Source organism: Tenacibaculum profundicola, from assembly GCF_057220795.1.
Genome location: NZ_CM170137.1, coordinates 2381486 through 2403333 on the forward strand (window position 1 = coordinate 2381486; position 21848 = coordinate 2403333).

Genomic DNA, 21848 nt, shown 5'->3' on the forward strand with positions numbered 1-21848 from the left:
GCACTCGTTACAAACGAGCGCTAGCGGGTGTAAATATTTTGTTCATCTATACTTTAACTTTTTATTAATTCCTAAAACTATAATGGTTCAATAATAATATTGGTTATTTTCTCTTTTTCTAATATATCTTTAACCTTTTGAGTACAAACTTTAATACCTGTATCTTCTAAATAAAAAACATCAGAACCATCCCATTTTTTTTGATTGAATTTTACAGATTCGAACATAGGTACATCTCCGTCTTCATCTCTATTTGTAACCTGACCGCCTTTTCCAGAAATATGTAATCCATAATATTTATTATCAAGACTATCTATAGAAATAGGATAACAAGACCAGCCTGTAATTTCATTTTTCTCTAAAATATTTTTTAACTTATCAGAAATCGCAAAATTAATCGGGTCACAATATTCAATTAAATCAAATTCTTTATTCCCTTTATCAATCTTGAAATTATTATTCTCAATCAAAATACTTGGGTCTTTAAATACTGCCCAAGACTTATATTTTACAATTGACTCTATAATTATCGCTCCTTTTTTATTTCCTGTGTTAATTCTATAAAACATTTTACTTCTATGATTTCTTATTTTTATAATAATCTTCAGCTACTGCTTGCGCCTTTTTTTCTAGTACTTTGGCTTTTTCCATTAATGTCTTTTTAGAATATTTTTTGCCACCACTATTTTCTATAAATTTTGTCCAAAGCTTATCGTATTCAGAATTGAATTTACCAGAATGAGAACCAGGTGCACTTCCTGAATCCATCCATTTCATAAATTGTGGGTCATTAACATCTATTCCACTCTCTCCAAAAAATTCTGCGAATTTTTTGTTTTTTGGTAACATATGATGAGCCTGCTGTCCTGCTTTCGGTTTCACTCCGCTAAACGCTTCTAAATTCGTTCTATATTTATAACTAGACCTTCCAAATTTACCATCTACGTCTAATTTTGCTTTCCATTCAATTTTGGGTTCTGGTAAACCTAATTTACTAAATACTTGTCGAACCTTATTTCCTCCATATTTTTTAACTAAATCACCTATTTCTCCACCTGCTAAATCACTTAAAAAACCTGCTGTAAAATCTTGTACCGCTTGAGATTTAGAATATTCTCCACCTGTAAGACCTGCTTTAGTAGCATTAATAAGAACATCACCAACAGCTGTTGCTGCTGCCTTACCTAATTTACCCCCTGGTACTTTCCAAGGAATTAAACCTTCTGCTGCTGACCTTGATACTTGCCAGTAATCTACTTTATCAAATGCTTGCCCAAGAGATTCAACTTCACTATCAAAATAATAAGACATTGCAACTTGCATCATTAAATCTGCCGCACCAGCTGCTCCTGCTTTTATTAATAATGGTATTATTGGTAATTCACCATCAGGGTCAATAAGTACTACTGGGTTATTATTTGCAAACGAATATGGGGATGATGAGGGTTGTGCGTGACCCATTGGGTCTTCTGCAAACCATCTAGCAATTCTTGGGTCATACATTCTACTACCGAAGTCGTAACTATTACCCTCTCCTTTTAATTCGTCATCAGCTTCTTTTCCATTAAACCCATATCTATAAGAATCTGCCTGCCCATGCCTATTAGGTACGAGCATACCAAAAGGATAGTAGTCATTATAGGCTACAATTTCAGGAATAAAACTTGGATCTTCTACAGGGGCTTCTATTGCTTGTATAAGAACATCATCAATATACAAGGTTTGTATTGCTCCTTTATATCCAGGGCTACTCAATTTAAAGATAAAGCTGTAGCTGTCCGTGCTTTTTGGTGTAAATATGGTACTGACTACTCCGCTTTCGGTAACGAACGTTCCAAACTCTTTACTATTTCCTTTCCAGATACCGAATTCCAAAGGTACTGAAAATTTTGTTTTATCTACCGCAATACTAATGGCATAGTCTCTGCCTCCTTCTAATTGATACGACCCCTTAGCTCCTCTTGAATGTTTGGCTACATCTATTTGCAATCGCTCATTTTTTATAACTACTTTTTCCTTTTTACTGGTGGGTTTCCAAAGGGCTTTATCATTATTATCAAATGAAGTGGCGTATATTTCATTTTCATGGTCCTCACTGCCTTGTTTGGTTACCGTAACTTCATTAATATAGAAGGTTTGTGCTTCTCCTTTATATCTTTTCTTTTTAATTCTGAATGTAAAACGATATACAGTTGTTTTGATTGGTATAAAAGTGATTTTCACCAATCCATCTTCAGCTACTATAGTGCTGAAATCTGGTTTTTTACGCGGTCGCCATATACGAAACTCTAATGGTACTGTAAGTTGACTAATATCAACAGGAACCGTTATGGTATACTCTTTATTAGCTTCAAGTTGGTAGTATCCTGTTACACCATTGTGATGCTTGGCTGTTACCACTTTTAAGCGTTCATTTTCTATACTGATACTTTGGGTTTTTGTTGAGGCTTCCCAAAACGAAATATCTTCAGGGTTTGAAAATGTAGTGGTGTATACAGCACTGGCTTTTGCAATTTTACTTACTTTTTCAATTACTAAATTGCTCGCTAACCCTGTAAAGTCAACATCAGGTGAGTAGAAAATTAGGTGTAATACCTTATAGTCTGTTACCTCAAATTCTATTTGCTGTTTGTCATTTCTTACACTGGTTTCGTACTTAATTCCTTCATCATTACTAAGATCTCGATCGGATGTGAGTGCCATAAAAACTTCACCATCTTCTACTGTTGAGAGTTCAGAAACATTGAACCTAATACGATAATTACCAGGGGCATAGTCATATGACCCAATTGTCATTTTCTGACCTTCTGTGTTTATAACTAACTGTGCGTCTTCTACCTCGGCGCCTTCCCAACGGAACTCGCTAAAATCATCGGTTACCGTTGTGTAATTCTGTATAACTCGACGAGCGCCTGAAACAAATTTACGATCTGAAATTACATTGATAACGTTTCCTAAGTGATTGCTTAACTCGTAACGCTTATTTCCTACTTCTCTCGAATAGTCTTCTCGTGTAATCGTTTCTTTTCCTCCTTCAAATTCAATATTATTGTTAACGATTCCTAATCGAGAGCTACCGTATAAATGCTGTTCTTCTAGCGTAAATTTCTCATCGCTATCTCTAGCCGTATTTTTATAAACAGCTAACACATTGCCTTGAGCATCTCGCATGTAATAGGTAGTTACCGTGGGGCTACCCTTACCTAATCCTTCAACTTTTTTAGACAATCTATTGCCTAAACCATCGTACGTAAAACTTATGTTTTGAACATAATCGTCTACTCTTTTTCGAATTGATTTTACCTTTCCGCTAACCGTCCAATCAATATGTTCAATACCTTCGGTTTGATCTTTTATTAACTGACCTATTTCATCGTATATATAATTATGTGAATCCCTTTCACTTGAGTCATACGTTATTCCTAATTCTTCTAATTGTTCTGCTTGATCATCTATATCTGAGCTAAAATTATTTGAATTACCCGCGTCTCTTACCAGCGTTAATTGGTTGTTTTTAACTCCAGTAACTGCATCTTGATCATACTCATAGGTGAACTTATCCATCTCATGTACCCCATCACTACCAAAAGCTTCTCTTTTTAGCTTTTTTAAGTTTCCATTGCGGTCGTAACTATATTTCGTTTGAAGACTCTCAAGGTTTTCAACAGCATTCCCTTCTACAAAATACGCATCCATTTGTTTGATACGGTTTAACTGATCGTATTGATATTGGTTATAGGCCGTTGCTAAAGGGGTGTTTTCAAGGTTTTGCATGTTGGTAACCATTGATTTTATGTTACCATTATACAGGTTGTTTGGATTGTGTGTTAACTCACTACTGGTGGTTACCTCGAAATAATCATTGATACTTGCCTTACGAGGTTCATAATCTTCTGCATAATACGCTAGTGAATAGTTATAAGCATCTTCAGCTACTTTATTAGAACCTGCACCATCTTTACCGAAATCTTTTTCAGGGTGTAACGTTTCTCCGTTTACGCTTTTTAACCATCCTTGTAGTGTATAGGTATAATCAACTCCTTGTACTTGCTTATCGCCAATTATGGTTCTTGCCAACGGACCATGGTCATAGTAGGTATACGCCGCTTCATTATCCCAAATAACACCATCTTTCGAGGTTTGAACACTCACGATTCTATTGTCGGCATCGTATTGGTATTGATGAATAAATTGATCTTTCTGATCTTTTTGGTAAATTACCTTATTCACATTACCACTAATTAAATCATAATCGTACTCAGTAATTTTTACTGATTGATTCAGTTTACTAAGCGCTTTATCATTAATTTTAATGGCTACTTTTTCTACATTCCCATGTGCATCATAGCTATAAAAAATAGCATTTTCATAATTTGAAAAATTAGGATCTTCATAATATGTATCATAGTGAGCAACTGCTACTACCCTATTACGTAGATTTCTCTGCACGATAGGCGATTCAGCACTCTCTGGTAAATAATCGTAAATAGTTTTGCTTACTTCTCTTTTAGAAACTATTGTTTTATCAAAGTTCTGCACTTGTTCTGTTGAACCATGTAATGTTTTTTCTAGCTTCCCTAATTGATTAATGCCGTACGAAACCCCATCTCCCAAATTATTGGGACTTAATTCTCCTGCCTCAACAATTCTTCCTAAAACATCGTATTCTGTATAACTAAACGTACCTCCTGCTGTCTCAGAAGCAGCTTGTTTTGCATTTTGAGACGCTATAATACGCCCTAAATGATCATACGCAAATTTAGTCTCTCCTCCGTCAGGTGTATTTTGCCACACTAATTGATTTAGTGAGTTATAACGGTACTGGGTTTTAAATGTATGGTTTTGATCAACTCTATCTACTCCTTCTGGCGGTACGGTTTGTACTAAATTACCCGCCTGATCGTAATAATATAAGGTATATTGATATTCTTTATCTTTATACTCCATTTGTAAAGACTCATCGGCAGCTTCTAACGCTTGTTTTGTATAGGTACGTATAAAACGATCTCTTTCTTCTGCTAAATAGTTTAGGTAATTATCACTGGTATAGGTGTTTAATAGATTTTCTGCTAAGTCGACACAAATGGGTCTTGGTACAGGCACCTCTATACCGGTTGGTGTTAGAGCTTTCGGTGGACATACATCTGGGTTGTTTTTACGGTATTCTATATTAACGTAGTTAACCCATCTTCTTTTTTCTGTAATCGACGTATCTTCTAAATAAACTTTGTATTCAGCTATTACTGACGACATCTTTTCGTACCCGTAATTTAAATAGGTATTCCCAAACTGATTTAAGGATACAAAGTATTTGTTTTCTGTTGTTCTTCCGTGCTCTTGATCTAGAGGTAGTATCTTTTCTAAGTATTCGATATAATCGTTTACGATATAACCAAAATTCATGGCACAGAAATAGTTTCTTCCCTCTAAATCAAGATCTCTAAAATCATCGCCTAAAACATAGCCTTCTATATTGGTTGTTATTTGTAAGGTCTCATTGCCATATGGATCTACCAGCTCTTCTTTTTGTACCTCTAACTTGTCTTTAAAAACAGCATACGCAGTATCACAACTTACCGGTTCTACAGGCTGTGGTATACAATCACAACCATTATTGATCGTAATTATATCGGGGTTAGTTTCCTCCTCACTAATAACTGTTCGTTCGTCTAATAAATTTGCTCGATTTAATAAACTTCGAGAAGTTTGAGCATATCGAGAATGGCTATTATTGTATACGGCATCGATACCCTCTTTGTTTATAATTGCACATAAATTCCCAAAACTAAAAGCATTATTTTCACTATCTTCTATATCCCTTGAAAAATTTATGAAAATATAAGTGGATTGCTCATCTCCTTGAGTGTCTTGATATAAAATCTCAAATCCACCATAATATGCATAAAATACAGTTTTTTCAATACTTAAAACTTTAGAAATATTTAGAAAATTTTTTAATTCACCTCTCCTAAAATACATATTATAGACTCTTTCAGGATCCCCTGATCTTAAAGATATCGTGAAATCAATTATGCGTAATTCAGATTCAACTTTAATAGTCTTTACGACGATATCAAAATTTTCACTGTAGGGAGTAGTTTGAAACTTCCTTGTAAAATCGGAATATTTATTTAAGGTAATATCTTCATGCGAAAAAGAATTATTAAGTGTTGAATAGTTCCATCCCTCAGGAATACTTATATAATTCGATTGAATTATTTCCTTAAACACCCCTATCAAATCACTTTCAAATCCTAAGAGATTATCTGGATTATCAATACAATCAGGTATTGATGACTCACAAGCGTTTCCTACACCGTTATGATCATCATCGGCTTGATCAGGATTGATCACTTTGGGACAGTTATCACAAACATCTCCTACACCATCATTATCATAATCTTCTTGACCCGGGTTGGCTCTTTTAGGGCAATTATCACACGCATTTCCTACATTGTCTTTATCAGTATCACGGCTTTCAGGGCATGGATTGCCTAAAAAACCACAGGCATTTCCTGTTCCATCGCCATCGGTATCATTCTGACTTGGATTGTATTTATCAGGACAATTGTCGCAGGCATTATCAACTCCATCTTCATCATTATCTAATCCGCTTTCATTTTCACAGCGATCACAAGGGGTAACATTGAGAAGACCTCCGTCTTTTATAATGATAACATCACCAACAGCCGGGTCACCATCTACCGTATCATGCTCATCAACAAACCTACATTCTCCAATGGCCAAGGTTGTCGTACCCGTGAACACCACATCTCTAGGATTTTGATTTTCAATTGTTTTTGCTAATACCTTAAATTTATATACAATACTGTTATTTGGTTGTTCTTCATATCCTTGATAAAAAACATTTTTGAAGTTTTGTATGGACCATCCTGAACTTGCTGCCTCGATATTGTAGTCATTCCAGGAAAGACCCGTACCTGTAATATTTAATTTACAAATTTCTTTGCCTTGGATACGCAATGAAATTACAGATCCATTTACCTCACTAGATATGTTAATATCTTCACTTGGCTGGCCTCCTAGTGCTTCAAAAACACTATTGGTTACATACTGACCTTGATACCTTTCTTCAAAATCATCTAAGGCTAATACTTGATCTGTACCTGAGCTAATTTTATCGTTTACTATACCATCTAAAGTATATTCTAAATCATGAGCTAACGGGCATTTACCAGTTTGTACATATTGGTTGTAATCAACTTCGGCTCCATTTTCTTCTAAAGCACCTTCTGGGTTCTCCGAATCGTATAAATTATCAATAGGAATAAATCGTTTTTCTCTGGTTTCCCATAAGCTGTTTTCCGTACAATAGTATGGATTATTTGGAATCCATTGAAGTCCGCCTAAATTATAGTCCGACAAAACGTTAGTATAATCACTTGGCGATTGATCTGATCCTATACAATCATTTAACCCATTAATGTTATGGGTTTTCATTTTAGCTACATAGTTATTGATAAAAACATGCTGTATTTTTTTCTTTAGGCTAACGTAAAAAGAGACGTATGTTTTCCATATTTTATTTCTCAAAGCCTCCGAAGAAACTTCATTTTCTAAGTCAATTAAACTAAACGATCCTTGAGGGGTATAGTCAGAAAGTCCGCTATGAATCACTGTAATATAGGCCGCTTCTAGCATCCCTACATCTATGCCATCTTCTGTCATCCCGTCATACTTACTCAGAGCATCCCTGATAATTCGTTCTCTTAATTCTCTATAGTGCTGTTTTTCTGACCCTTCAAGAGGTATTCCCATATTAAAATAAGGGTCTTCATCAATAATACCTGATATCGGATCTAGTAAACCAGCCTTTTCTTTCGCTACCTCATATGTTTCTATTTGACTGATATAAGAATCATATTGATCTGAGTTCAATGCCACCTGCTTGGTTCCCTGCCTATAAACATCATAAACATCAACATCGTACACTAGACTACATAAATCTTCTGAATATACATAGTAACCAAATTCAGGATGATATACCAGTAATGATTTTGCCCATGAATCTTGCCAATTATCAAGAAAATCAGATAGGTGTTTTAATTGATGTGGATAGACCCATTTTTTACCGTCTTCTTGAAAATAAGCACCTCCACTAATCACTTCAGGCTCATTATTTTCATTTACTTCAATTTTAGAAGGTTCTCCATATTGATCTAAATATTTTCGTTCATCCGTAAGATGATCTACTGGAAAACGCCAATGATTAGCAGTAACACCGCTCTGAACAAGCGGAAGCTCATTCTCTTCATTAAACACACTAAATATCCAGTCATCTTGCTCAGGGTCAAGATCAGGGTCAGGCCCTGTTGCTCCATATTGACCCCCAGGGCTAATATCTAATAATAAAAGGGATTCGTTAATATCACAGCTATCAAATGACATCACTGTTGTATTACAAGACACCTCACAGGCGGCTACACCCTCAACAAAATCTTGTTTATAGGTTTTTGCAAGATTGGCTGCTAAGGTTTTTTGATTCTCTGGTAAATCAGTAGGTAATTGTAAAACCCCATCTACATAATCAAAATAATCTTCATACCCCTCCTTGTCAAAGTACAAACGCAACTGCTCGGTAATATATTCGAGTTGTGCTTCATCATAAGCCTCTTGTGTATACTCATAGGTAATGTTCTGATTAAAGTCTTCTATGATCCATAACTCATTCTGTTTAAGGTCGAAAACATTTAAACTTAAATTATCCCACTTCAACTCACCGTCTTGATAACTAATAATATCATCAGGATACAAATCTTCTAGCTCACCTAATACAAACTCATTTTGAGCAGCTATATAATGGTCATATGAATCTACCGGATAGGCAACAAAATGATCGTTTGAATCTTTATGAAAAATTATCATTTTAACCCCATAATCAAATATGCACTGTTGACAGATGTCTAAACAACCTTTTATCGAAATATTAGGTGCAAAGGCATTCGGATCTACATAACAAGTACTCGTTGTGTCTTGTAGCTTTCCGATATATTGATCGGCAAAATAGTTTAATGAGTCTTTATTAACCTTTAAACTCTTAGTTACCGAATAACTCCCTATCTTTAAGTCGTTTACTGAATATTGCCTAACAAACCCTGGCTCTGTTAATGTGTCTTCACCTCCATCTACATATTCAACACCACACTCATCTAATACTGAAAAATTTAAATTGTACACAAACTTATAGGTACTAGAATCCTCAGCTCCACAATCGATTACATAATCTTTTTCCTTGGTAAAACTATAGTCAAAGGTAAAAACACTGTTATCTTCAACTGCTATTATTTCTCTGGTTGACAGTAGTGTATCATCTAAATTGGCTGGACTATAAGTACTCGACCATCGGTTATTTAAAATATCTGTTGTTAAACTATTATGTAGCTCTCCCTCGGCATCAACTTCATCTTTTAATGGGGTTAATGATGATGGGGAAGCCCCTCTTAGTGCTGTGGCTATTGTACGTCCTTGAGCATCAATATAACTTACGCTAACTTGTTTATTGGGGTCTATTACACTATTTTTTTTATAATGCTTTACATCACCAACATTGATTTCTCCAAATAAACGCGTTAATTCTTCCCTGCTGTTAGGAGTTTCATAAAAATACTTCATCTCATGACCAGTATCTAATTGATGTCGGTATCCAACTCCTCCTTTTCTTCGTATTCTTCCCGTATTATCTGGGGTATATTCTATTTGTGAAAAAGGATATCCCTTGGCCGTTGCTACTAAGTTTTGCCAGTTTTTATCCTGATTCTCTTCTACATTGGCTGAATAATACTTCCCTGCACCAATGGCTGTTGACATCGGTGATAACTGAGAATCACAATTACCTCCATCTAAATCAAAATCACGATAGGTATAAATTGCGTCTGCTGCATTTAAATTAAAATCATCATAAAATTTAACAATCGTATTATCGGTAGGTACTGGTAAAATCTCTACTGCCGGACGCCCTTGGAAATCATAAATAACCTCTCCTATGATAGCTTTATCGCTACTATTTATCTTTGTAACGGTTTGACGGTTTCTTAGTGTTCCGTCAAAATAACTCACAACTTCTTTTTTCTTCCCCTCTTCTGCAAATGACATTTGTAATTGCCAATTCTTTTTCGATTCTTCATGTGAAGCAACTACCGTGTTTGGCCAATCAGCTACTTTTTCTTTTACTATATCATGATGGCTCCATTTTCCGGTATACGTAACTTCTGGTTTCTCTAAAAAACGACCCACTGCTCTTACTCGAGCCAATACATATCCTGAATCATAAATATTCGGTATTGTATAACTCGTATCAGAAGTTTGAATACGGGTGTTATTATGGGCAAATTCTCTCTCGGTAAATGGAAGATCTTCTTTCTCTATTACTCCATCCGATGAAACATCTTCCTTGTAATTGTCAACCCATGTCCATTCTAAATGGTATTCTTCTGCCCCTGTTACTGGCAACCAGTTAAACCGTATGCTTGTATCATTCTCTATTTTGGATACTTCTAACGAGTAATTTGGACTCTGAGGTATCGGATCAATAACATCATTTACCGACCAAACCTTGATGTAAACATTACCGGGATTACCCGTGGTGATGTCTCCATTGCTATCATAACTTATATCTGTAACGGTAACCGCTGCACCGAATGATGCTATTTTATGAACAACCTTATCTATATAAGGCGCTCCCATATCTACTTGATTATTGGTGACCTCTAAAGTTTTTGTATAAGGCCCTGAACCGGGTACCTCTACGCCGAACTCATTGAGCTTGTTTACCTCTAGGGCTACCGTAGTAGTAATCTCTTCATACGGTGCTTGGTTGTTTAAAATGCCTATTTCAACATAGGTAACAAATGAAACAACTCTAGAATTGCTACTAGTTAGGTACGATGAAACACTGGTGTGTAATTTATCTTTTTCAACTAGTTCTTGTGAAAACAGTTCTACTCCAATTAAAAATAAGGGTAGAAAATACAGTAGTTTTAATTTATTTATTTTTGTCATAGTATTTTTTTTACATGTTAACTAACTCGTAACCCTTATATTGAGGTGATACAATTATTTCTTCTTTTGATTCTCTTACGTATCTATTGATGTTAAAAACTTTATTAGACACTGTAAAACCGCGTGTTTTATAATTGTTATAACTTACTTCAAGTTTAAATTTTGATAGATCCGGATTTCTGTAATCTTTCGAAAAGTTTATGTTTGAATAATAATGAAACGTCTGTCTTGTTATTAAATATGAATCTCGATTCATGCTAATGATTAATGAACTAAATGGAAGTTGCGTAATTGCTCCTTTGGGCGTGAATTCTAACTTAAAATACCTGTCGGTTTCTTCCAAAATCTTTACATCAACATATTTGTATAGCTCAGTCAAATCAATATCGAATTGATTTAATTGCTGTACTGGATCCGTGATTAACATCGCCTTTTCTTTATGATTGATCTTCAAATACTTCGAAGAGGTGCTTACAATTTCTGATTCCCCTATTTTACTATACGTATTCCCTTGTTTCTTATAAAGAACTCCTGACATAGTCTCGTGAGCCTCTTTAGATTCAAGTCCTTTATATATTTTATAGATAATATCAACCTGATACTCTTGATTCTTCTTTAAACGCTCTGCATAAGTATGCATAATATCAAGCGCCTTTGAATTCTGAGAGCTTACACCCATGGTTACCAACAAAACAACAACCGTTGCTAGTAAACCAGTGCTTATTTTAATTTTATGTTTAGTCCTTCGCATTACTTGATCTGGTTTCTTGAATAGTGAAAATTCCTTTTACTGTTTCTTTTTTTACCCGAACTAAACCGCCTTCTTTATCATACTCATAATAGGTAGCATAGTTATTCTCGTCTAATTCTGCCATCAATTTTTTCGTCTGATTATCATACACAAAACTCTTCATGCTGCCATTGAATGGATAAATTCTAATGTCGTCGAAATAACTCGTAATTGCTGATGAGGTGTTTTTTAATTCTATTACCAAATTATTAACTGCTGCTTCGTCACTATTTTCATAACTTGCAATGGTAAAAACCCCTTCTATTAGCTGCCAACCATCAATGATATTTCCTTGTGGATAAAAATCTCCTATATGAATAGGCTCGGATAAGCTTCCTGATTCTAGGGCAACTGTATAAAGCCGAATTGCAGAGTTAGTATACGTCGGTGATCGTAAATCATCTAGTGTATTCTCTTTTACCCAACCACTAATCATATATTTTTTCTCATATAAGGGGCGAAAAGACCCTCCATCAGTAATCTCTATTATTTCTATTGAAACTGGATCGATCACCGGGTCATCAACAACTTCAAGCGTAATAGAATTAAGCGTTAGGGTTAAACTATCAACAATGGTATTGGTAATCAAAAAATGGTAAACACCAATATCATTTCTAGTTACATCACTTAATACTAAATCTTTACGAGTCGCTCCTGAAATAGCAACGCCGTCTTTATACCACTGATAAATATTGTTAGAACTGGTTAAAACATTACTGGTAAGTGTTATCGATTTTCCTAATTGAACACGCTTATTTGAAACTATATCTACCCTAGTTTGTGGGGCATAATTAAAAACAACCAAATTAGATGTGTACTTATCGAATTCTTGTTCAAAATCTTTGAATACAAAAGCATTGTTTTCGATCCTAAAACTACTCAAGTTATGCTCGGCTAAAGATGCCAGCTCAGAAGGAATACGTCCCGATAATTGATTGTTATTTAAAAGTAAATTTTTTAAATTGGTAAGGTTCCCTAAAGAACTAGGGATACTACCTGAAAGTAGATTACTCCCTAAATTCAAGATACTTAAACGGTCAAGATTCCCAAATGAATCAGGAATACTACCTGAAAGTTGATTACCGTACAAATTTAAATCCGTTAAATTGGTAAGGTTTCCTATGGAAGCGGGGATATTGCCTGTTAATTGATTACCGTGTAATGATAAACTTGTTAAATTGATAAAGTTCCCCAAAGAATGGGGGATACTTTCAGTTAATTGATTACCATGTAATAATAAACTTGTTAAATTGGTAAGGTTTCCTAAGGAAACAGGAATACTACCTGAAAGTTGATTCTCACCCAATATTAAAACTTTTACATTGATAAGATCACCAAAAGAATTTGGAATACTGCCTGACAGTTTATTGTTATAAAAATGTAACTTTATTAGATTGGTAAGATTCCCCAAAGATTCAGGAATACTGCTAGTTAACTGGTTACCATACAATGATAAATCTGTTAAATTGATAAGGTCACCCAAAGATTCAGGAATGGTGCCTACCAAATCATTATTTGTTAAAATTAATCTAATTACCTTCCCTTCGGTATCCACTGTAACACCGTACCAATCACATACTGGCGTATCAAGACTCCAAGATTTATTGCCTGCTAGGGTGTTCTTCCAATGTACCCCATTGCTGGCCGTATACAAATCCCATAAAGCATTCTTCTCAACAGCTGACACACCACATAATGCTTCAGTTACCTCAAGAGTAATTGGCTCTCTTTCAATAATAAATTCAGGACTTTCAGAAAATATTGTGTTTTTTGCTTTTAAAACATATACACCCGCCATATCATCCGTGGCATTTTCCAAGACCAAATCCTTATTGATTGCTCCCAGAATGGCTACTCCGTCTTTATACCATTGATAGGTATTGTTGGGACTGGTTAAATCAAGGCTAGTAAGTGTTACTGACCCTCCCGAGGTAACGGTTATATTTTCTTGAGTATCTACCTTGCCTTGTGGGGCGTAACTAAAAGCTCTAAGATTTGACTTATATGATTGGAACTCTTGTTCAAAATCTTTGAATACAAAATTATTATTTTGAATCTTAAAATAATTCAAGTTTTTCTCGGTTAAAGGCACTAGCTGAGAAGGAATGCCGCCCGATAATTGATTATCAAATAAATATAAATATCTTAATTTAGTAAGATTCCCTAAAGAACTAGGGACTGTACTTGAGAGTTGATTTTGATACAGATATACACTTACTAAATTAGTAAGCATGCCTAAAGACTCAGGAATACTACCTGAGAGTTGGTTCCCATACAAATGTAAACTTGCTAAACTGATGAGTCCCTCTAAAGAATTAGGGATACTCTTTGAGAGTTGGTTACCATACAAATGTAAATTCTTTAAATTTCTTAAATTCCCTAAAGTATCTGGAATACTACCTTCTAATTGATTATTCCCCAATGATAAACCTGTCAAATTGGTAAGGTTTCCTAAAGAGTCAGGGATATTGCCTGACAATTGGTTATGAAACAAAAACAAACCTGTTAAATTAGTAAGGTTGCCCAACGATTCGGGGATTGATCCGTTATATTTATTATACGTTAAATTTAATACACCTAAGCTATTCAGCTTTACAAGGCTAATAGGGAAAGATCCTGAAAGGTTGTTATTCCCTAAGTTCAGGTTCGTTAAATTCAGTAAATTACCGATCTCTGAAGGAATAAAACTCAAGATGTTTTTTGATATATTTAACTCCTTCAAGTCTACTAAATTTCCTATTTGAGAAGGGATCACTGAGATTTTATTGCTAGTTAAAAACAAATAAATCAATTTATTTAGGTTAAATAATTCTATTGGTAAGCTTGATATCTGGTTTCTTACTAAGTAAAGACTCGTTAAGCTTGACAAATCACCCATTTCACTTGGAATCTCCGATATTGTGTTATACGAAAAATTTATCTTCGTTATTCTAGATAACTTCCCTATTAAAGGACTTAAAGAGCCTGTAAGGTTATTGTTGAACAGATTTAATTCATTTACGTGACCTTCCTCATCTAAACTCACCCCATACCACTCGGATATTGGGATATCAAGTGACCAAGGCTTATTATTTACTTTTGTATTTCTCCACTGCGATCCATTGGTGCTATTGTACAAAGCCCACAAGGCATCTATTTCTTCCTGTGGTGTAGACGCTTTTACCAAAAATCGACTCTGTGGTTTGCTATCCGTAGTTGTAAAAGATCGTTTTCTATAAAAATGATCTTCTTGACAATGCAGTTTAACGTATACTTCATAAGTAGTATTGGCTTTCAAACCACCAACAAAAACGATGGCATCTTTAGTTTCTGCTTCGTAAATTACTTGGTCATTATTATTGGGACTAAATCCTTGTTTTCCAATTTTTACGACATACTCTTGTTCCTGTATGTCTCCGTCATACCAGTTAATTACTGCAGAATTATCATCTACTTCCACTGTGTTCACCTGGTCCACCAACGCATGTTCACAAGCTAATGATTCTAGATCTTGCCCTATTGCTTTAATATAACCAAGCAAAAGAAAACAGATAACTATGTATTGTTGTATATTGTTTTTCATAGTATAATTTTATTAGTATTGAAGGCCAATGTTATTCGATAAAAACATGTATGCATGATTATTTTTTTAGTGCTCTGGTAAATTATTAGTGTTTTTCACATTGATCATCAGAATCTCTAAGCCCGATTATCTCTATCAATTCATTTCCAGAAAAAATGGACAATTTAACCTCAATCTCATTGACTCCCCAACGACATGGTCTTGCGCACGCATCAAACACTATCTTGGAAGAATTTCCATTTGAATCTAAAACAATATTTCCTTCACTTAAAACACCCTTCTCATCTACACCTAGAAAACTGATTGTTTTACCATTCGTGAAATAAACATCTGCCCCGTGGTCAGCTGCCTCATTTAATACTTCTATTTCATATCTAAAGACCTGATTGGGACTCCCTGTAATATTAAATGCCTTGATGTCTCCGCCACAATAGGAATTCACCGTATCGTCAAAAAGTACAGTAACCTCACCTGTACCTTCCACTGGTTCAGGTTCAGCTTCCTCCTTCACACAATATTCCACCTTTTCAGGGTTTACATCGTTTAGTTTTTTAATCAGACTAACTGATTTTCCTGGACCTATTTCAATACTTTTTCTTCCTGTGTGTGATTCATTAACAGTAATGACTGCCGCTTTATCCTTATCGTAGGCATCTGTAAAGCTAAAGTGCTCAACGGAAGTCGCTTCCGAAACAACAAGGTTCTCATAGTCTTCAAAACCATCAAACCCTAATTCCTTATACTGGGTATTTGAGGCTACCGACGTAGGTAAAGTATATACATATCCATATTGTGCAGAAGAATACCTATTCAACGCATCTTTATTCTCTAATTCAACTCCTTGAGGAGCATACTGCGTAACTTCACTGGCAAAGGCCCATTTCGTCTCAGACAACACACTAATTGCCTGCTCGTTAATTTCCCATCCGTTGTCATATTTGTAAAATGGGGTAAAACTTGTAAAATACCCATCATTTCTCGTATTGACATCCTGCGAATGATACCTACCCGTTAAATAGGCCCACGATTTTTTAGCTTTCCAACTTCCTCTAATATTATATACATACGGATTTATACTATAGTCTTTATATAAATCAAGTAATTTAGTTTCATCGAGTTCACCTGTACTTTGATTTTTATAAACACTTCCGTCGGTTACAAAATACTTATTGCCATTTTGATTTACGGGTTTCCAGAAATCACTGTATTCTACGGCACTCGCATTTATAATTTTTGATTCTTGTGGATTGATCGCCTCAAAAGAAGGGATCTTATCTCTATAGCTATTATCAGTATTAACAATCGGGTTTATTTTTGTTGTAATACTCGCCATTGATGCAGACTGTAGATTACGGTGTGCAGAGCGACTAACTTTAAAAGCAATATGATCAATTCTTCTTGTTACTACTTCTGAATTCTGGCATTCATTGAATATTCTACCATACCTATTCATTAACACAACTCTATTTCCTGTTTTACCCACCACCCAAAGCTTAGGATAGTTAACAAATGGCATAATAGGAATACCCTGTCGTAAAAAACCATTAATTTCAATTGTCCCTCTTACAATAGCATTTAGCTCATCGCCAATCTGTAAAGAATTTACCAATTGTGAATCAGCTATTACGAAATACCCCTCTGTTTCACCAACAGTCAGTTTACCTGAAACCCCAAGGTTTCTAGATGCTGATGCCATTCCATCATTCTTCCAATATGCCGGATAATTCATATTGTAATACTGATCGCCATATGCATTTTTTGTTTGGGTCACTAAGACTTCCCCTGACTCAGCATCCCATGCTAAGTTTTCAGTTGACACCTGCGCGCCTAAATCGTAGGCTATTTTCTTTTTTAAAATACCCTTTTTCTTAATTACTTTTGTGGTTACCGCCGAGCGAAAAACATTCTCGTGACTTTCGAAGTCTGGTAAAGGAAGAGGAACCAAAGCTGGCCAAAAACCAGCAAGAAACCCTGCGACATTGGTGTTTACACCCACTGTTATCTCGCTGCTATAATTATCTCTAAAATCATTTACCACATCATAGGTTACCCCAATAGAGGCATCGTAAATTTCTCCGCTATTATTAATGGTTTTTTGAATATTGTTCAATGAACCATCGTCGTTTAAATCGTATTGGTATTTTACACCAGAAATAGGTGAAATTCCGTTTTCTGTATAAACCCATTGCTCTTTAGGTTTCCCGTTCATGTTGTTGGTTTCTACAACAAAACCTTGTGACGCCGTTATGTGGTATTTAACACTAAAGTTTAAAAAATTACTTATAACCCCTGGTTCATCAACCAACACCCCTTTTCCAGGTGTTAATGCGGTATAATCCGTTTTGGTAGGAAAATCTTTTGACGTATAAAATTTATGCTCTACCCTTCCGGTTGCATGTTTACCAATGTTTTCATGCGCTAAATTTTTAACGAGAACTCTGCCATAGGTTACCGTGGGCGCTGGAAAAAACGACTCTCCTATCGGCTTTTCTACATAATTCGATTCCATCGGGGCTATTACAGCGTCTGCTCCTGAGGTTTCTCTATCATACATAGGAATAACAAACGGATTTTCTCTACTTCCATTAGGCTCAAAGGTTGCTACCCCACTACTAGTGTTATCTATATTTTGATAATAGTATTCTTGACCATAGTTCTTTTTATAGAGAGGGTTATCTTCCTTACCTGTCATGACATCCCAGTTATCCGTCATTTGTAACTTCTTTACTCGTAAGCCTCCACCATATTTTTTTTGTATTGGGTTATATAAACGAATCCATGATTTATTAGGTTTAAATCTACCAGCGCAATTCTTCTCCCGAAGCACCTTATTAGGGCCTTTTCCGATATCTGCATACGTAGCAATCGACTTTGATATTTCTTTTATAACATCCATAAAACGAGCACCAGACGCATATTGACCATCGTCATGATATACAATACGATTCATGTTGGTACGACCAAAATACATCCCTGCTTTTGAAACTGGATTTATCAATGGAGTGAACAATGGAATTCCTTTTCTATCACGTGGTAACAATTTCATTGGAATACTTAGAAACTCATCATTACCCTCTGTAAATTTCTCTACCTCTCCATCAAGGTACAAATACCCACTTACATAGTCGTACTGATAATGACTCTTATTCGTCATATTGAGTAAAAACTTAAAGAAAATAGGCTCTCCTTCCAGACCTTTACTAAAATAGTGTGCCTCCTTGTTTTTATAAAGTTCTGGTATTTTTACATACAAGTATTTGTTATCAAAATTAGGATTGTACAAACGTGTATTGTGTATTTCATCGCTCGAAGGATCACTTGTTTCACCAGCACCCACTACCTGATAAAGCTGCATCACCTTTTTGTCTTGTACAAATTGGTAATCATCTGACTCATAATGTAAGTTCAAATCACCTCCTGATGGTAGTTCAACAGAGGTTAATGACCATGCCGTGGTGTTTTTATCTGCGGTCAACTGATCTGTTTGCTCTGTATAAGGAAATTCCGAATTTGATGGTATTGCATCTACATTACATCCATCTCCTTTGTTTTCCTTATAATTTCCCCAAATATCATATCCTTTTATATGATATGATGGGTTTATAACCTCATCAAAAACTCCATCATTATCAGTATCTATCTGGCCATACTTAAACTTATAAGGCATATAGGCACCCATGTTTGAATCTCTATAGGTAAAGTGGATTTTTTTTAGGGTCAGCTTCCCTCCTTGATTGAGCTCTCCGGGTGTACTGATTCTAATATTATTCGGAATATCTCTACACAACGAATAATCATACTCAAAATGAGCTACTTTAATAGGAATCGCTGCTTCCTTTTGCTCTTCATACTCCTTTTTGGAGTATAATGAAATTTTATCTATCCTCTGTGTAGTTGCATTGGTATCTCTACCGCCATTTTCATCTTTAACTCCTAAACCATCTTTTCTATCTGATAAACCAAAAACCGCTATATGTGTTTTCGTTTCTATCGTTTTTATATAAATCTGTTGACGTTCACCGTATATATAATTCCCTTTTTGATCATTGGTATGTGAGTATAGCCCTCTATTTAAAGTAGCTTTATCTTTTTTAAATGGCACTCTCCACTTATAATTATAAGGTGTCGTATAGTTAAATTTCGTGTACGCCCCAAAATCATCATCTGTTGGCCCATCTCCCTTGACATCTTCATAATCAGCAGACAAAACAGAAGTGATTAAATACGAATGTGCATGTGCTGGTGTGGTAGTTCGGTTGAAATAATTATCAACTCCTTTTTTATTATATATAGTATTATCACCCTTTTTAATGTCCGTATCCCCGCTATTGTAATTAGGGTCATAAGTAACTAAACCTGTATCACAATCTACGTTATTTGACCTTCCTGAAACGGCAAAAGTTACTTCCTTTTTAGTGATATTATACGCCGGATAACCATAAACATAGCGGCTTCCGTCTGGTTTTATAATATTAAAACCTGCTGTATGGTGGCCTTTTGCATTGTCATTTGATGTAAAAAAACCGCTGCCAAATTTTTGAGCTTCGTCTTTCGTAACCTTTTGAATAACCTGATTTCTCAACAATCTCTTATTTCTAATCTTCGGTCCTCTTATTGGTTTCAATATATCGGCGTTGAGTGTACCGTTAAATATATTTGAGGTACTATTTGATGTAGTATCTTTTATTTTATATGCACTACTTAAACTTCTTTTTTTACTCTCTCCTGAAATAACAAATCTTATGGGTTCCTCTGCCCCTAAGCTATTGTAAGCATACATACCTGTACCCTGTTGCTCACTATCAACGTTCATATCACCATCATCTTTAAAAAAAACGTTTTCATACAATGGATTGGGGTGGTCTACATTTTTAAACTTATCTATAGCGTAGTTTCTTCTGGATTTATCCCAAATCCCTGACCTTGAATAAGAAGTTGAGTTCGTATAATCATAGCCTACCGCAAAAATCCAACCACCTTCACCTTCTGCACCAAAACTGTGCCCTTCTCCTGAGTCAGCAACATGAGTATCGTTAACAAAACCTACTTGACCTCTGTAAGGCCTAAAACTACCCGAAACCCCCTGACCAGCAACCACATAGTTATCATAGGTATAGTTGGTTATGGGCAGCACCGTGGTATGTTTACTAAAATTTCGGTCTTTCTCTCGTACAAAATCCAATATCCCATTGGTATTAGACTTTTCATTTTTTTCAGTATGTTCATACCCAAAGGCTGCAACTGATTTGTTTTTCTCAGAATCATGAATTTCTTGAACTGAGCCAAAGCCGGTAACCTTTACCTGGCCACTGATACCAAATACTGTACCTCCAATAGCTGCACTATAGGTTGAATGTGCTGTGGCCGTTCTCACTCTTTTGGTTGGGGTAAATAGCATATGGTCATTAAAATCGATACTCGTTCCTATTGAACCACCTTTATATGTTAACTTTCCTTTATTATTAGTCCTTCCAACACTCGCACTCAAGTTAAGTGAAGTCAAAGCCTTTCTGGAATTTATAGAAAGCCCTATACTTCCACCTACACTAATATCTTCTTCCTTTCCTACTTTTTTGGAAATAGAAACTGAAGGAGATACTGTTGGACCGTCGGTGACAGAGCCCGAGACATCCATCCCTAAACGCACCAGATTACCAAGTTTAAAAGACATACCTATAGAAGGTGTTGCCGTATATCCATTGTAGTTATTATACTGTATTCCTAACCCTATATTTGCTCCTGCTAATTCATTTAGTCCAAAAAAAGATGCTCCTACATTAAAGTGTCCGCCAAAAGTTTTATTTGTTTTAAAATTATTTTCATACACCATCTCATCCCCATTTTCTTGGCTCCCATCAAAATCATCAGGTAAGCCCCGAACGCTCCTGTTTATATGACCTACGTTTAAGTTCCACCCTAAACCTACCCAAGATGCTTCTTGGTCCATATTCACTCCTGAGGTATACGCAAGATTTAACGGGTAGCCTCCAACATCCATGATAGGGATGTTATACTTGAAATCTCCAGAGGTTAAATCAACCATATCTGTAGTGCCAATAGGGGTAAAGGAATTAAACTCAGGTTGTGACGGACCTCCAGTCATTGCATAAACTGAACTGAAAAAAGTTTGTGGAAAAATTAAACTTAATGCAATGTACACTGAAAGAACCTTAGTAATTCTACTAGTTCGATAAAAATTCATAATATGTTTTTTATTTATATTTAAGCAGTCTTGTTTAATTCCTGTAGCACTTCTCTCTAAAAGAAATCCACAACAGAAACTTAGGGGTTACGCTAACCCTCTGTAAATTTTAAAATACTTTCTATTTGTTTTTATGCAGTTGTATTCGAGGAATTTTATGTAATCCCTATAGCACTTCTCTCTAAAAGAAATCCACAACAGAAACTTAGCAGTACTGCTAACCGTCTGTGAAATTTCAAAATACTTTCTATTTGTTTCTATGCTCTTGTATTCGA

At 35.4% G+C, this 21848-nt stretch carries 5 protein-coding genes; all 5 read right to left on the reverse strand.

What is annotated here, in order from left to right; genetic code table 11:
- Window positions 1-77 precede the first annotated feature (77 nt).
- On the reverse strand, window positions 78-569 hold the full coding sequence (locus tag AC2TDS_RS10225; RefSeq protein WP_484735490.1) for a hypothetical protein: 492 nt from the start codon (window positions 567-569) through the stop codon (window positions 78-80).
- A gap of 7 nt (window positions 570-576) precedes the next feature.
- On the reverse strand, window positions 577-11019 hold the full coding sequence (locus tag AC2TDS_RS10230) for an RHS repeat-associated core domain-containing protein (RefSeq protein ID WP_484735491.1): 10443 nt from the start codon (window positions 11017-11019) through the stop codon (window positions 577-579).
- Window positions 11020-11029: 10 nt separating this feature from the next.
- Window positions 11030-11770, reverse strand: a complete 741-nt coding sequence (locus AC2TDS_RS10235) for a LolA3 family protein (RefSeq protein ID WP_484735492.1) — start codon at window positions 11768-11770, stop codon at window positions 11030-11032.
- Window positions 11757-15371, reverse strand: a complete 3615-nt coding sequence (locus AC2TDS_RS10240; protein ID WP_484735493.1) for a leucine-rich repeat domain-containing protein — start codon at window positions 15369-15371, stop codon at window positions 11757-11759. Before AC2TDS_RS10240 ends, AC2TDS_RS10235 begins: the two co-directional genes overlap by 14 nt.
- Before the next feature lie 85 nt (window positions 15372-15456).
- A complete protein-coding gene (locus tag AC2TDS_RS10245; protein ID WP_484735494.1) occupies window positions 15457-21573 on the reverse strand; it encodes a hypothetical protein in 6117 nt (2038 codons plus the stop codon).
- Window positions 21574-21848 lie beyond the last annotated feature (275 nt).

Excerpts from the sequence above, each read along its gene's own strand:
- AC2TDS_RS10225 (WP_484735490.1), bottom strand. The coding sequence starts at position 569 with ATGTTTTATAGAATTAACACAGGAAATAAAAAAGGAGCGATAATTATA.
- AC2TDS_RS10230 (WP_484735491.1), bottom strand. The coding sequence starts at position 11,019 with ATGACAAAAATAAATAAATTAAAACTACTGTATTTTCTACCCTTATTT.
- AC2TDS_RS10235 (WP_484735492.1), bottom strand. The coding sequence starts at position 11,770 with ATGCGAAGGACTAAACATAAAATTAAAATAAGCACTGGTTTACTAGCA.
- AC2TDS_RS10240 (WP_484735493.1), bottom strand. The coding sequence starts at position 15,371 with ATGAAAAACAATATACAACAATACATAGTTATCTGTTTTCTTTTGCTT.
- AC2TDS_RS10245 (WP_484735494.1), bottom strand. The coding sequence starts at position 21,573 with ATGAATTTTTATCGAACTAGTAGAATTACTAAGGTTCTTTCAGTGTAC.